Raw genomic sequence first — 14,882 nt, 5'->3', positions numbered from 1 at the left:
ACCCTTTTAAAAGGTGGTATGAGAGCGAGATGATCCCTCGAATTAGCAGGTAAATCTCGGAATAGCTCTGTCCGATTGCTTATAAACACGAAACCGGACCGCCCAGTCTACTTATAAACCCCTACCGCAGTCCGTCGAGTCGGAACTCGAACGCCGCGACCGGCAGTTCCAGATCGTGTTCGACCAACACCTTCGGGTGAACCTCGCCGAGGACGCCCACCGACTCGCCGTCGAGGACGATCTCAGCGGTCCGGCCGGATATAAACGAGGGGTGCTCGGCTGGCGGCGTTTCGAGCGTCTTGCCGAACGCCCGGGCGAGCGCCTGCAGGCGGGCCTTCGCGTCCTCGTAGGAGGCGTCGGTTCGGGCGAGCGCCCCGGCGACGGATCGGTGTTCGGCGACGCCCGTCGCCTCGTCGGGATCGACCGCCGAGACGAGACCGATCTCGGCGAGGTCCTGCGGGTACGCCCGGTGGGTGTTGTTCTCTAGGACCATCATGAGCGAGGGGAGCGCCCACGTCCGCACGACGGTGTACTCCTCGCTGTAGGGGCCGGTGATGGCCGGCGGATCGCGCGCCCCGAGCGCGTTGTCGTCTGGCGAGAGAGCCATCCGGTCGAACAGGGCGGCCTCGTTCGTCATGTAGAAGTTCAGCAGGTCCTCGAAGCCGAGGCCGACGAGGGCGTCGCGGGCGGCGTCCTCGAGCCGCGATCGCTCGTGGCGGCCGCCCACGGTCGAGACGTCGGGGTACGTCGGTTCGAGGTCGTTGAACCCGTAGGCGCGGCCGACGTCGTCGACGATGTCCATCGGGTGCAGCACGTCGACCCGGTAGGGCGGGATTTCGACCTCGTAGATCAACCCGTCGTCCGCCGTCGCCGTCGATCGGGCGGCGGTGTCGGGCTCTTGCGTTCGCCTCGGCACCGTTTCGAGCTCGACGTCGTCTGCGGGGATCTCCGGTTCGTCTCCGCCCGCGTCGCTCGTCGTCTCGGCGCTGAGGCCCGCCCGTTCGAGTAGGTCGACGACCTCTTTTCCGGGAATGTCGATGCCGAGCGTCCGCTCGATGCGGTCGTGGGCGACGCGCTTCGTCTCCGTCGAGAGGTCCGGGCGGACCAACTCGCGGTCGTCGTACCGCACGTCGACCTCCTCGATTCGCCCGCCGCGGGCGTCGAGGGCGTAGCAGACGATGGTGAGCATCCGATCGATCGTCCACTGGTCGGTGCCGGTCATCTCGATGAGCAGATCCCGGGAGTCCTCGTCGACCTCGGTCCGCTTGCCGTTGATCACCGGTGGGAACGAGAACAGGCCGATGTCGTCGTAGATCGCGGGGTAGCGATCCAGCCCCTCGACGAGATCGCGGTAGGTGTCACCCGTCGGGTGCGTCTCCAGCACCTCGGCGGGGGTCCGCTCGTCGTCGTCGTCGAGCGGAACGAACCGATCGCCGTCGGGTTCGACGCCTCGGTAGGTGATCGTCTTGGGCGCGTCGCCGTCACCGCTGGCCGCCCGGCCCTTGATCATCGCGAGGTCGTGGACGCCGATCGCGCCCTTGGCGCGGCCGCGCCCCATCGTCGCGTGGAGTTTCTCCTGCAGTTGGATGAGCGATTCGAGGCGGCTCTCGTCGAGGTCCAGCCCGCGGACGATCGCTCCCGTCACATAGGGGCGCTCCTCGGGAACCGATTCGTCGACCTCGATGATCCACTCGGCGTCGTTCGTCGTCGGGACGTAGACGCCGCGGTCGTGGCCGTACTGGTAGCGGAGCGATCGGGCGATCCCCTCGACGGAGAGTCGATCGAGCCGGTCGGGAGCGAACTCCAGTTCGAACTCGCCATCGTCGGTCTCGCCTTCGAATTCGAGGCCGAGCGCGAAGAGATCGTCTTTGAGCTCCGCGTCGGATTTGTCCTGAACGCTCGCCAGCGTCCGAAGCTCGTCGGGATCGACGTCGACGACAGGCATCAGTACACCACCTCCACGTTCCGAAGCAGGTCGAGATCACACAGCGTCCCGTGCACGTCGCGGATATCCTCGAAGCCGTACATGAGCATGAGCAGCCGCTCTAACGCGAGCCCCCACGCCATCACGTCACAGTCGACGCCGAGCGGGCTGAGCACCTCCTCGCGGAAGATACCTGAGTTGCCGATTTCGATCAGCTCGCCCGTCTCGGGGTGTTTGCCGAACAGCTCGAAGCTCGGCTCCGTGTAGGGGTTGTAGTGCGGTTTGAACTCCAGGTCGGTGATCCCGAACTGCTCGTAGAACTCCGTGAAGGTGCCCATCAGATCGCGCACGGAGAGTTCCTCGGCCATCACCCATCCCTCGATCTGGAAGAACTCGAGCAGGTGGGTCGGATCGAGCGTGTCGTTGCGGTAGACCTTCTCGACGCTGAAGTACCGCTGAGGCGGTTCGAGCTCGCCCACGGCGTGCCCCGAGAGGTATCGCATCGACAGCGAGGTGGTGTGTCCGCGCAGGGCAACCGCGCGGGCGAAGTCCTCGGACCACGGGGAGTGGTAGCCGTCGCCCTCGGTGCCGACGCCGTTCCGGTGGGCGTCCTCGACGCGCTCCATGAGGTCCTCGGGGAGGTCGTCCATCAGCGGCACGTCGAGGGCAAACCGGTCCCAGTGGGTCCGCGCCGGGTGGTCCTGCGGCATGAACAGGCAGTCGTTGATCCAGAAGTCGGCGTCGGCGTGGGGACCCTCCATCTCCTGAAAGCCCATGCCGACGAGGACGTTCTTGACGCGGTTGGCGGTCTGTCGGAGGATGTGCTCCTTGCCGCTGTGGACAGTTTCGGCGTCCGCCTCGACGTTGTACTCGGTGAACTCGACCTCGCGCCACTCCCCGGAGGTCAACAGCTCGGGGGTGACGGCGCTGACGGTCTCGGTCGCCTCGACGCCCTCCATGAGCGCCGTCACGCCGTCGTCTGTCAGCGTGACGCTTCGGACCGTCGTCTCGGTCCGCTCGATCAGCCCGCGGGATTCGAGCCGGTCGAGGATCCCGGAATCGAGATAGCCCGCGTTCCCGTCGGCGATGTCGTCGAGCGCCTCCGCTTCGGGGTCCTCGTCGGGGTCGTATTTGGGATCCGCGCCCAGCTGAACCGCCCCGCCCTCGATCGAGCCGTACCCCTTCCGGGCGAGATTCGACAGCGCGATGTCGACCTCCGGTCCCTCGAGGCCGGACGCGCCGATCAGTCGCCCCATCTCGGCCGGTTCCGCGTCGGCACCCGCCTCGACGGCGGCGGCTCGGAGGCGGAGTTCGGGAAGCCCGGCCTCGCGGTAGCGCTCGCCCTCCTCGGTGAGCGCCACGTCCTCGGCGACGTGTTCGTCGACCGCGAGCAGCCCCGCCTCCTCGAGTTCGAAGGCGGCTCGCGTGACCGCGGCCGTGTCTTCGCCGAGCTCGCCGGCGAACTGTGCAACTGTCCGCTGTTCCGTCGCGCTGGCGGCCTCCAGCAGCGCGAGTTGCGTTTCGGGCAGTTTCATTGTGTCGAGTTGTGCGAGGCTGGCTGTTAGCGGTTCCGACTCGGCGACGGCTCCGTGGGCCGCTGGCGACGCTATTGTATAAAAACCCTTCGGCTACAGGAGTTCGATCCCGCCGTCGAGGTCGAACGGGAGCGGTCCGTATCTGTACCCCTCGATCCACCCCTCGGGTCGCGCTCGGAACACCACGGTCGGCTCGTGGCCGACGCCCGGGCGCTCGCCCGTCACGGCCGCCCACTCCGCATCGGTAAACGAGGTGCAGTCGACGAACAGGGTCGCGTCGGGGTGTTTCGCGAGCTGGTCGCCGCGTTTCGCGCCGCCGGTCTCCTTGACGGCCGCGACCGGGTGATCGGCGTGCGAACGGCGCGCCGGCGGTTCGGGTCTGGTCACCTCGACGAGCCGCGAGCCGACGGCGAAATCGAGTGCGTGGCCGCTGTCCTGTTCGACCTCCGGGACGAACTCGAGTCCGGCGTCGGCGAGGATCTTCGCGACCGTAAACTCGCCCATCGTCGCGCGCATCCGGGTGAGGTCGAACCCCGGGGAGGTGCCGAGCTTCGAGGCCATCGTGTAGCGGTACTCGTCGAGCGTGCCGGTCGAGAACAGCGACTCGTAGAACTCGAGGCCGGCCTCGCGGCTCGCGTCGGGAAAGCCCGCCGCGTCCTCGTTGAAAAAGCGCCGGGTCGTGTCCCGGCCGTCCTTCGAGAAGAAGACGGGGAGGAAAAACCACGTGAGGTACTCGTAGTCGGCGAGCCACGGGTCCGTCACCTCGAGTCTGGCGGTGAGCTCGCGCTCGGCCCACCGCGAGACTGCGTAGGGTGCCTCGGCGAACGTCTCCTTGTCCGTCCGCCACAGCGCCTCGGGCGTCTCGGTGTTGCCGAGCCAGTACGCCCGCTCGGGGCTGAACGCGACGAGGGCGAAGTCGCCGTTCTCCATGTCGAGCCGGACGGCGTCGTATCGGCTGTCGCCGACCGAAAACCACGTGCCGTCGAGCCGGGCGCCGAACCGCTCGTCGAGCGGCGCGAGAAGTTGTGTCCGGATGCGATCGCGTGTCCACGTCCCCTCGGAGCGGCGGAATCGAAGCGGGCCTGCCACGCCCGTTTATAAGATATCGTCGCGTTTACCGGTTCCGCTTTTTTTCGTCCGCGCTCACTGTCACGGGTCCCGATACATTCATAGTGAACAATCGCCAAGGAGACGTATACCATGTCAATGGGTGCCTATGACGAGGACGAACACGAGCGCCGCGAAAAGAAAACCGCCACGGTCGACGCCGCCTTCGACGACGAGCGAACGAGCTACGAGGGGACCATCGAGTACGACTCCGGCGATTCGGCCGAAGCACTCATCGACCAGTTCAAGCGAATGCGCGAGTGACGGTACTGTTCTCGGGACGGCCTCTATCCGATCAACTCACCGAGTAGCCGCCATCGACCACGAGCCCGTGGCCCGTGATGAACGAGGCTTCCTCGGAGAGCAGAAACGCGATCGCGTCGGCGATCTCCTCGGGTTCAGCGAAGCGACCGAGCGGATACTGTTTTTCCGCCTGCGCTTTGGCTTTCTCCGGGTTCGACATCGACTCGAAGTGCATGTTGCCGAGCGAGGTCTCCACGAACCCCGGACAGACGGCGTTGGCGCGAACCCCGTCGCGTCCCGCCTCCGCGGCGATGGCGCGCGTGAAGTTCATCACAGCCCCCTTCGTCAGCGAGTAGACCGACTGTTTCGGCAAGCCCAGAAACGAGGCAAGCGAGCCGACGTTGACGATCGCGCCGTCGCCGCGCGCTCTGAAATGCGGGAGGGCGGCTCGACAGCCGTTCCAGACGCCGCGGACGTTCACGTCGACGACGCGCTCGAAGGTCTCCTCGGTCACGTCCTCCGTATCGGCCGGGGAGTGGCCGATCCCGGCGTTGTTGACGATGGCGTCGAGACCGTGCTCCCCGATCGCCGTCTCCACGACGGCGTCGAAGGCCTCGGCGTCGGTCACGTCGAGCTCGTGAAAGACCGCTTCGCCGCCGATCGCTTCGACCGCCTCGACGGTCTCGGTACCGCCCGTTTCGTCCACGTCGGTCGCGACGACGAACCCGCCGTCCTCGGCGACGCGAAGCGCCGTTGCCCGGCCGATTCCCGATCCAGCACCGGTGATGAACACCGTCCGATCTTCGAATCGCATACCGCTAGAAGCGATCCGCGCGACATAAATCCCGAGTGGACCGCGATCGCGGGTCGCGTCGGTGACTATCCGCGCCGACCGGGCCGTCTCCCGGCATCGAACAACGCTTATCAGCGGAGGTATCGAAGGGCCGCGCATGGAGGACGACCGCGTCCGCGCGACCGAGACCTCGATCCGGATGCTCGAGGGAATCATCGACCTCGGCGGCGAGGCGGGGATCACGGAACTCGCGACGCATCTATCGGTCGCCAAGAGCACCGTTTATAAACACCTCAGTACGCTCGAATCCAACGGCGTCGTCGTCAAGCACGACGATCGGTTCCGAATCGGGCTTCGAACCCTCGAGTTCGGCGGCTACGCACAGCGTTACGACGGCGTCTACGACACCGCCCGTCCGCAGATGCGAGCGATGGCCGACGAGACCGGCGAGCTCGCGAACCTCATGTTCGAGGAGAACGGCTGGGGCGTCTACATCCACACCTCGCGCGGCGAGGACGCCGTCGAGATCGACACACAGACCGGCCGGCGCGCGTATCTCCACTCGACGGGGCTCGGCAAGGCGATCCTCGCGAGCTTCGACGACGAACGCGTCGAGGAGATCGTCGAGTCCGTTGGTCTCCCCGCCGTGACTGAGCACACGATCACGGAGCCGGCGACGCTGTTCGACGAGCTCGCGGAGATCCGTGCGACCGGGTTCGCCTACGACCGCGAGGAGTGCGTCGACGGGATGGCGTGTATCGCCCGCTCGCTCTCGACGCCCGGGGACCGCCCGGCCGCGATCAGCATCACCGGCCCCGTCAGCAGGGTGACGACCGGCGAAGCCGAGCAGTCGATCCGGACGGTGCTCGAACAGGCGGGCAACGTCATCGAACTCAACCTCACCGGATAACGCGGGAATCACGCTTCGCTCGGACCGACGAGACGATCTCGTACGGCCGGGTGATGGACCAACCGATCTCGTCGCCCCCGATGCCGAATTTTTGTTTTAGGATGACCAAAATATATTATTGAATTGAAAAGTTTTTATACGCTCCCCGATCAACACGTGTCCGTGGAGAACTTCGTCTTCGTGTTCGTCGCCGGACTCGTTACCGCCTTGGCGACCGGCCTCGGCGCGCTCCCGTTTTTCTTCGTCGACGACTTCAGTGACCGGTGGAACGTGGCGCTGTGGGGAGTCGCATCGGGAATCATGGTCTCGGCGTCGCTGTTCGGGCTCGTCGACGAGGGGCTGGCGTACGCCGCGGACGAACTCCCGACCCTGCTGATCGGCGGCGTGATCGCGGGCATCGTGTTGGTCGAAGCGTCCGATCGCCTCCTAGACGGTGCCGAGTTCGGCGTCGCGGACGACGATGGCGACGTTCGCCTCGGCCAAGAGGGCGGGAACAGCGAGCGCGTCCTCGGCGCTCGGGCGTTCGCCGAGGGCGACCTGAAGAAGCTCGTCCTCATCCTCGGCATCCTGACGGTCCACAGCTTCCCCGAGGGCGTCGCAGTCGGCGTCTCCTTCGCGGAACTCGGTCTGGACGGCGGTCTCCGGATACTCGGATTCTCCGTGCCGCTGCTCGCGGTGTTCATGACGGTCGCGATCTCGATCCACAACGTCCCCGAGGGGACCGCCATCGCCATCCCGATGCGCGCGATGGGGCTGTCGAACTGGCGAATGGTCGGCGCGGCCGTCTTCTCGAGTCTCCCACAGCCGATCGGCGCGGTCATCGCGTTCGCGTTCGTCACGTGGGCTCAGGCGTTCCTGCCGTTCGGCTTCGGGTTCGCCGCGGGCGCGATGGTGTATCTGGTCGTGACGGAGTTCATCCCGGAGGCGCTCGAAACCGGCGCGGAGTTGCCACGTGGCGGTCGCCTCGAACTCGTCGCGGGGGTCGCTGCGGGCGTCGCGGTGATGCTTCCGCTGTTATTCATCTGATAGAGATACGAGCGCATGCCCTTGCCTTCCCGAACAGGCGGGGGTCGAGCGGACAACTCAGCGTCTCGCGCTCGGCCGTCTCCCAGCGGCTCACGGCGGTCGAATCGAAGCTCGTCGCCGAACTGATGCGGGGCGACGACAGCCGGATCGAGCCCGCTGCGACGGAGTGAGCGCGGAACGTCAGTCCGCCCTCGTTGCGCCGTTGCTGCGCGTTCGCGTATATATACGCTGTGACCGTGTGCCTCGCCGATCCGGCCGCTGAGACACCACCACTTCATATCGTCCGTTCGTGAGAAAAACGCACGAATGTCATCCATATCCGGTAGCGGGGACGACACACGCACTCACGAGGGCGACGGGGCCGATTCGGCGGAGCGAACCGAACGGGGGACCGACCTGACCTCCTCGATGGAGGAACTGCTCGAGGCGTCGACGGAGGTCGCCGAGAGCAGCGAGGAGATCAATCAGATGGCCACCGAGCAGGCGAAAAACCTTCAGGAGGTTTCACAGGAGGTGTCGAGCCTCAGCGCGACTGTCGAGGAGATCGCCTCCGGCGCCGAGGAAGTCAAATCGACCAGCGAGAACGCCAATCGGCTCGCCGAGGACGGCAAGCGATCCTCCGATGACGCGATGGACGCGCTCGAGAACGTCAACGAGGCGACCGATCAGGTCGACACCAACATGGAGGAACTGTTCGAGAAGGTCGAGGCGATCGACGAGATCGTCTCGGTCATTAACGACATCGCCGACCAGACGAACCTGCTGGCGCTGAACGCCTCGATCGAGGCCGCCCGAGCGGGCGAGGCGGGTGACGGGTTCGGCGTCGTCGCCGACGAGGTCAAATCGCTCGCCGAGGAATCCCAAAAGAAGTCCTCGGAGATCGAGCAGATGGTCGCCGAGATCAAATCGACCACGAACCAGACGGCCGAAAGCGTCACGATGGCCAACGAGGAAGTCGACACGAGTATCGACGAGGTCACGACGGCGCTGGAAAGCTTCGAGGAGATCTCCAACGCGGTCGAGGAGTCCGCCGACGGGATCTCTGAGGTCGCCGAGGCGACCGACGACCAGGCCGCGAGCACCGAGGAGGTCGCAAGCTTCGTCGACGACGCCGCCCAACAGGCCGAGGACGTCGCCCTCGAAGTCGAGAACGTCGCCGCGGCGAACGAAGAACAGACGGCGAAACTAGAGGAACTCTCGACGCACCTCGGCGGTGTCGGCGAATTTGAGCGGGACCGATAGCATGGCCGCCGCTTCGAACACTCAGGTCCTCGAGTTCGATCTCGGTACCGAACGGTACTGCATCGATATCGAATTCGTCAGCCAGATCGTCGACCGACAGCACATCACCCCGCTCCCGAACGCGCCGACCCACGTCGAGGGGGTGACCGACCTCCGCGGCGAGACGACGACGATCGTCGACCCAAAGGTGCTGTTCGACATCGAGGCGACCGGAGACGAGGATCACATCGTCGTCTTCGATTCGGACCAACTGGGCGAAGGCTCCGCGATGGGCTGGCAGATCGACATGGTCCACCGCGTCGTCGACGTCGCCCCCGACGAGATCGAGTCGTCGCCGATCGACGGGCAGACCGGGATCGAGGGAGTCATCGATCGCGGCGAGGGCGAGGGGTTCGTGATCTGGGTCTCGCCGGACGCCGAACCGCCCGAGTAGCGACCTCGCACTCGGTCCGTTCATTCTCATACCCCTTTCGCGATCCTCGCTTCCCTCGAATGGTATAACTACCGTCCCCTCGATCGGTCGATATGAGCAATCGGACGGTACTGATCACCGGCTGTTCGTCCGGCATCGGCCGGGCGGCCGCCTACGCGTTCTTGGACGAGGAGTGGCAGGTGTACGCGACCGCACGGAATCCCGCCGACATCGAGACGCTCGGCGAGGCCGGCTGTGACATCGGAACGATAGACGTTCGAAACGATGAGGACGTCAACCGGGTGATCGATCGGATCATCGACGAGGAGGGCCGCCTCGATGCGCTCGTGAACAACGCGGGCTACGGCCAGCACGGCCCCCTCGAGGACATCGACGACGAACTGTTCGCAAAGCAGTTCGACGTAAACGTCTTCGGCCCTCACCGACTCGTCCGCGCCGCGCTGCCGCACATGCGCGAGCGCGAGGACGGGACGATCGTCAACGTCTCCTCGCTCGCGGGGCGGGTCGCCGCGCCGGGGATGGGCGCGTACGCGGCGTCGAAACACGCGATCGAGGGGTACAGCGACTCGCTCAGACGCGAACTCGACCCGTTCGGGATCGATGTCAGCGTCGTCCAGCCCGGGCCGGTGCAGACGAGCTTCCGCGATCGGGTCGACGACGAGCTTCGGCGGCTCGATCGGACGGACGCCTACGAGGACCTCTACGAGTTCCAGGAGGACGCGACGCTCATCGGCGGCGACAGCCCGTTCGCCGTCCACCCCGCCGAGGTCGCGGAGGCGATCGTCGAGGCATCGGTGTCGCCCGACCCCGAGCCGCGGTACGTCGTCGGCCGGGCCGCGCAACTGCTGGTCTACGCCAGCTACCTGCCCGATCGGATCGCCGATCAGCTCTTCGGCGCGGTTCGGCGGTTCACCTCCTGAGATGTTCGATCGGTTCGAGACGCTCGCCGAGTCGCCGGCCCACGAACTCGCGTTGGACTGTCTCGCGGGCGGCATCGACGCCGTCCATCCACGGCGGGCGGTCGAACGTCACTGCGCGCTCGCGGGCGAGACGCTTCGGATCCGGAACGTCGAGTACGACCTCTCGGCGCACGATTCGATCCTCGTGCTCGGCGGCGGGAAGGCGGCCGACGAGCTCGCGGCGGCGTTCGAGACGCTGCTCGGCGATCGGCTCGACGGCGGTGTAGTCGTCACGAACGAACGGACCGCCGACCCGACGCGCGTCGACGTGCTCGAGGGTGAGCACCCGTCGCCGGGCGAGGGGAGCGTTTCGGGTGCGCGAATCGTCCTCGACCGGGCCTGCGCGGCCGACGACCGGACGCTCGTCATCGCTGCGATCGCCGGCGGCGGCAGCGCGCTGCTTTGCGCCCCCGCGTCGGGGCTCTCGGTGGGCGATCTGCGTGCGGTCACCGACGCGCTCCTCGACGCCGGGGCGTCGATCGACGAGATCAACGCGGTTCGGCGCGCCTGCTCGTCGATCAAGGGCGGCGGGCTCGCGGCGGCCGCGGCTCCGGCGACCGTCGTCGGCGTCCTCGTCAGCGACGTCGTCGGCGACGATCCGTCGGTCATCGCGAGCGGCCCGACGGTCCCGACGGGCGTCGATCTCGAGGCCGCGACCGCCGTGCTCGATCGATACGATCTCGACGTGCCGGCCGTCCGCGCACGCCTCGCCGAACCGGAGTCGAGCGCTCCGCCGGACGTCGACGTCGAGAACTACGTCATTGCATCCGGTCGCGACGCGATCGACGCCGCCCGCGAGGTCGCCGCGGATCGAGGGTACGAAACGTGCGTCCTCTCGACGCGGATCGAGGGCGAGGCGGCGGCGGCCGGCCGGCTCCACGCCGCGATCGGGGCCGAAGCCGCCGACAGCGGTGATCCCGTCGAGCCACCGGCGGTCGTCCTCTCGGGCGGCGAGACGACGGTTCGCGTGACCGGCGACGGGATCGGCGGCCCAAACGGTGAGTTCGTCCTCGCCGCCGCTACGGGGCTCCCCCCGGACGCGGTCCTCAGTGCGGTCGACACCGACGGCGGCGACGGCAGCACCGACGCCGCCGGTGGGTTGGTCGACGGCCGGACGGTCGACGATCCCGAGGCCGCCCGCGCGGCGCTCGCGGACAACGACAGCTACACGTTCTTGGACTCGAAGGGCGCGCTCTTGCGGACGGGCGCGACGGGGACGAACGTCAACGATCTCCGCGTGCTCGTCGTCCCCTGATAGGGCCAGGCGCGGCCATCACTCGAGACAGCGGCCGACGATCCCGAGCATCGCCTTGCCGTGTACCGCCTCGGCGAACAGCGGCACCCGCTTCACCTCTCGACCGCGGAACAGTTCGTGGGCCCGGGCGAGCGCGTCGCGCTGGACCTCCCATCGTCGCCGGCAGAACTCGCAGTGTTCGGTCTCGGGGGCGACGAACCAGTCCGCGTCGAGGCCGGTCACGGACGTGAGATCCTCGCTGACGCGGTTGACGACGACCGTCCGGACGGGGATGCCGAACTCCTCCAATCGACCGACGAGCCGCTCGCTCTCGACGACGCTCATCTTCTCGGGGACCATGACGACGCGGAAGTCGGTCCGTGACGGGTCTTCGAGCGCCGTCCGCAAGCGCTCGATCTTCGCGGATAGCTCGTCGAGGTTCGCGCTCGCGGCGGCATCGTCGTCCCCCCCGCCGAACAGCCCGCTCACGCTCCCCATCACCCCCGACAGAGACTCCCGAAGCGACAGCAGACGGCCCAGCATCGAGTCCATCACGTCGGGCAGCTCCAGCAGTCTGAGCGTGTGGCCCGTCGGCGCGGTGTCGACGACCACCCGCTCGAACCGCGGGTCGTCGAGGTACTCGATCAGAAGCGACATCGCGGCGGCTTCGTCCGCGCCGGGCATCGCGCCGCCCGCGAGGGGGTGGCTGCCCTCGCCCAACAGCGATTCGAGCCCGCCGAGTCCCACGTCGCTCGCGGCGTCGTCGTCCCACGCATCTTCGTCGAACGCCCCGTCATCGGGGGCGAACGGCCCGCCCGCCGACTCGGGATCGATCTCGACCGCGAACAGCGGAATTTCGTCGTCGATCCGCCCCGGCTCCGACGGGATCTCCGTTTCGAGGGTGTCCGACAGCGAGTGTGCGGGATCAGTCGAGACGACGAGCGTTGACGTGCCACCGCGCGCGCTCGCCAGCCCCGTCGCGGCCGCACAGGTCGTCTTCCCGACGCCGCCTTTCCCGCCGTAGAGGACGTACTCCGGGGCGTCGACGCCGGCTGGGAGGCCCGCCGCGTCGAGGGAGTCGACCGCCTCGACGGTGAGTTCGGTCATACTTGTCGTGGGTGATCACCGTTTGTGTACCCGTCGGTACTGGACGCGGCGTCGAAAGAAAATCGGTGGTGAACGAACGGACGAGCTCGGCGCTTACGCCGCGGTCGTCTCGCTGGCGGCCTCTTGGACGTTCTCCGTCACGTCCTCGAGTTGCTCCTGGATCGCCTCGGCCTGGGCTTCGAGCTGCTCTTGCATCTCCTCGCCGCGGGCCTCGAACTCGGCCTGCAGGTCCTCGAGACTGTCCTCGAGTCGCTCGAGCATCTCGATCGTCTGGCCTTCGAGGTCCTCGTGGGCGTTGAGCAGGGTCGTGACCTGCTCGTCGAGCGCCGAGAGGAACTCGTCGAGCATCTCGCCGGTCGCCTCCGCGCTCTCGTCGAAGCCGCTCTCGAGCTGATCGATGGCGTCGAGCTGACTCTCCTCGAACAGGTCGAGCTGCTCGTGGGTGATCTCGCGAACTTCCTCGACGCCGCTACCGGCGGGGACGACGGCCTCGATGGCGTCGAAATACGTGTCGACGCCCGTTCGGACGATATCCGTGCTACGCTCGGAGGCGTCGCGGGCCGGGGCGAATCCGTCGACCATCGCCGCGCTGAACTGCTTTTGCGCCTCGATGCCGTTCTCGACGACCTCGTGGGCGCTCTGGATCGTACTGCGCTGGAACTCGAACGCGACCGAAACCGGGGTGCTGTATTCGCTCATTGTGGCTTGACAGATGGCTTCCAACATAATAAACATGACGGCAAAAACCATCTCTTACCATCTGAGTACATCTGAAACCTCAGTTACCCGTGTGTTCGGCACGAAATGGGCGTTTCGTGTACGCACGGCCGGTTTCATCCACGATTGCCGTCGCTGTTCGGTGCACTCGTTTTCGTCGCAAAGATCGGTCGGTTTCGGGGTCGTCTACGGACTCAATCGCTGTCTGTCTTGGTGAGATTCGCTTCGCTCACCTCACTACCTCTCAACGCCTTCCCCCTATGGGCTCAGCCGTTGCCGGTCACGCGGGAACACCGTTGGACTCGCTTCGCTTGCCCAACGAGCACCCACGCGACCGTTACGGCGAGAGCCGTTGCCGGTCACGCGGGAACAATACAGCCTCGCGGATGTTGTCCAGATCGAGCATCGTCATGATGAGCCGCTCGGCACCGAGTCCCCAGCCGGCGTGCGGCGGCATCCCGTATTTAAACATCTTCGTGTAGTACTCGAACGCCTCGGGGTCCAGTCCCTGCGCCTCGAAGCCCGCGATGAGCTCCTCGCGGCGGTGTTCGCGCTGGCCGCCCGAGACGAGCTCCATTCGCGGGTGCATCATGTCGAACCCCGTCGACAGCGTCTCGTCGTCGTCGTGGTCCATGATGTAGAACGGCTTGATCTCGGCCGGCCAGTCGGTGATGAAGTAGTGACCGCCGACGTCGTTTCCGAGCGCCTTCTCGCCCTCGGTCGGCAGGTCGTCGCCCCACACGAGCTGCTCGTCGAGCTCGCCGGTCGCGTTGATGCGCTCGATGGCCTCCTCGTAGCTGATGCGCGGGAAAGGCGTGTCGGGCACCTCGAACTCGTCGAGTCCGAGCGCATCGAGTTCCTCGGCGCAGTTCTCCGCGACGGCCTCGTAGGCGGCGACGACGACCGACTCGCAGACGTCCATCGCGTCGTTGTGGTCGCAGAAGGCCCCCTCGAAGTCGATCGAGGTCGCCTCGTTGAGGTGCCGGGGCGTGTTGTGTTCTTCGGCGCGGAAGATCGGACCGATCTCGAAGACGCGCTCGAGGTTCGAGCCCGCGATGAGCTGTTTGAACAGCTGGGGGCTCTGGTTCATGAACGCCTCGCGGCCGAAGTAGGTGATCGGGAACAGCTCCGTGCCCCCTTCAGTCCCGGTGGCGACGATCTTCGGCGTGTTGATCTCGGTCGCGTCGGCCTCGCGGAACGCCTCTCGGACCGCGGCTTGGACCTCGCTTCGAATCGAGAAGATCGCCTGTCCTGCCTCCCGGCGGAGGTCGAGCGTCCGGTTGTCGAGCCGCGTCGAGAGCTCGGCGTCGACCTTCCCGGTCGGATCGAGGGGGAGTTCGGTATCGGCCCGCGACAGCACCTCGACGGACTCGGGGACGACCTCGACGTCGGTCGGCGCGCGCGGCTCCTCTTTCACGTCGCCGGTCACCGCGACGACTGACTCCCGGGAGACGCCGAGCCCCATCTCGACCAGTTCGTCGTCCATCTCGTCCTTCTCGAATTTGACCTGAATGCGTCCGGTCGTGTCGCGCAGGATGAGGAAGGCGATGCCGCCCAGATCGCGGATCTCGTGGACCCAACCGGCAACGGTTACCGTCTCGCCGGGCGTCGCCTCCGCCGTGTACGTTCGATCGTCCATACACTAGATTCTC

At 66.5% G+C, this 14,882-nt stretch carries 14 protein-coding genes; 7 read left to right on the top strand and 7 right to left on the bottom strand.

Annotation, left to right across the window (positions count from 1 at the left end; all coding sequences use genetic code 11):
- Window positions 1-121 precede the first annotated feature (121 nt).
- From DM868_RS09315 to DM868_RS09305, 3 genes are all read right to left on the bottom strand, one after another.
- A complete protein-coding gene (locus DM868_RS09315; RefSeq protein WP_137276614.1) occupies window positions 122-1,945 on the bottom strand; it encodes a tRNA ligase subunit PheS family protein in 1,824 nt (607 codons plus the stop codon).
- The gene (gene pheS, locus DM868_RS09310) at window positions 1,945-3,459 is read right to left on the bottom strand and encodes a phenylalanine--tRNA ligase subunit alpha (RefSeq protein ID WP_137276613.1); all 1,515 of its coding nucleotides are present in this window, start codon (window positions 3,457-3,459) and stop codon (window positions 1,945-1,947) included. The genes DM868_RS09315 and pheS overlap by 1 nt, the downstream gene beginning before the upstream one ends.
- A gap of 93 nt (window positions 3,460-3,552) precedes the next feature.
- A complete protein-coding gene (locus tag DM868_RS09305) occupies window positions 3,553-4,548 on the bottom strand; it encodes a DUF5784 family protein (protein WP_137276612.1) in 996 nt (331 codons plus the stop codon).
- A 111-nt stretch (window positions 4,549-4,659) separates the two neighbouring features.
- On the opposite strand from DM868_RS09305, the gene DM868_RS15110 reads away from it, so the two are divergent.
- On the top strand, window positions 4,660-4,830 hold the full coding sequence (locus DM868_RS15110; protein ID WP_222845519.1) for a DUF5786 family protein: 171 nt from the start codon (window positions 4,660-4,662) through the stop codon (window positions 4,828-4,830).
- A gap of 31 nt (window positions 4,831-4,861) precedes the next feature.
- Here DM868_RS15110 and DM868_RS09300 read toward each other — a convergent pair whose 3' ends face one another.
- A complete protein-coding gene (locus DM868_RS09300) occupies window positions 4,862-5,623 on the bottom strand; it encodes an SDR family NAD(P)-dependent oxidoreductase (protein WP_137276611.1) in 762 nt (253 codons plus the stop codon).
- Window positions 5,624-5,759: 136 nt separating this feature from the next.
- Here DM868_RS09300 and DM868_RS09295 point away from each other — a divergent pair, with 136 nt between their 5' ends.
- From DM868_RS09295 to DM868_RS09270, 6 genes are all read left to right on the top strand, one after another.
- Entirely contained in the window at window positions 5,760-6,512 is a 753-nt protein-coding gene (locus DM868_RS09295; RefSeq protein ID WP_137276610.1) for an IclR family transcriptional regulator, read from the top strand.
- 162 nt (window positions 6,513-6,674) lie between these two features.
- Complete coding sequence (locus DM868_RS09290) at window positions 6,675-7,538, top strand: ZIP family metal transporter (protein WP_394347527.1); 864 nt, start codon at window positions 6,675-6,677, stop codon at window positions 7,536-7,538.
- A gap of 306 nt (window positions 7,539-7,844) precedes the next feature.
- Window positions 7,845-8,780 (top strand): methyl-accepting chemotaxis protein, encoded by a 936-nt coding sequence (locus DM868_RS09285; RefSeq protein ID WP_137276608.1) that lies wholly within the window; start codon window positions 7,845-7,847, stop codon window positions 8,778-8,780.
- A gap of 1 nt (window position 8,781) precedes the next feature.
- Window positions 8,782-9,213, top strand: a complete 432-nt coding sequence (locus tag DM868_RS09280; RefSeq protein ID WP_137276607.1) for a chemotaxis protein CheW — start codon at window positions 8,782-8,784, stop codon at window positions 9,211-9,213.
- Window positions 9,214-9,305: 92 nt separating this feature from the next.
- Window positions 9,306-10,133: an SDR family oxidoreductase gene (locus tag DM868_RS09275; protein ID WP_137276606.1), complete on the top strand. Its 828-nt coding sequence runs from the start codon at window positions 9,306-9,308 to the stop codon at window positions 10,131-10,133.
- A 1-nt stretch (window position 10,134) separates the two neighbouring features.
- Window positions 10,135-11,427, top strand: a complete 1,293-nt coding sequence (locus DM868_RS09270; protein ID WP_137276605.1) for a glycerate kinase type-2 family protein — start codon at window positions 10,135-10,137, stop codon at window positions 11,425-11,427.
- An 18-nt stretch (window positions 11,428-11,445) separates the two neighbouring features.
- Here DM868_RS09270 and DM868_RS09265 read toward each other — a convergent pair whose 3' ends face one another.
- The 3 genes from DM868_RS09265 to aspS form a co-directional block, all read right to left on the bottom strand.
- Window positions 11,446-12,513 (bottom strand): ArsA family ATPase, encoded by a 1,068-nt coding sequence (locus DM868_RS09265; protein ID WP_137276604.1) that lies wholly within the window; start codon window positions 12,511-12,513, stop codon window positions 11,446-11,448.
- A 93-nt stretch (window positions 12,514-12,606) separates the two neighbouring features.
- The gene (locus DM868_RS09260) at window positions 12,607-13,212 is read right to left on the bottom strand and encodes a hypothetical protein (RefSeq protein ID WP_137276602.1); all 606 of its coding nucleotides are present in this window, start codon (window positions 13,210-13,212) and stop codon (window positions 12,607-12,609) included.
- A 355-nt stretch (window positions 13,213-13,567) separates the two neighbouring features.
- Window positions 13,568-14,869 (bottom strand): aspartate--tRNA(Asn) ligase, encoded by a 1,302-nt coding sequence (aspS, locus tag DM868_RS09255; RefSeq protein ID WP_137276601.1) that lies wholly within the window; start codon window positions 14,867-14,869, stop codon window positions 13,568-13,570.
- Between the last annotated feature and the right edge of the window lie 13 nt (window positions 14,870-14,882).

Origin of the sequence: Natronomonas salsuginis (assembly GCF_005239135.1) — an archaeon.
GTDB lineage: Archaea > Halobacteriota > Halobacteria > Halobacteriales > Haloarculaceae > Natronomonas > Natronomonas salsuginis.
The sequence above is the reverse complement of the archived record's forward strand: the minus strand, read 5'-3'. Positions and strand labels throughout refer to the sequence as shown.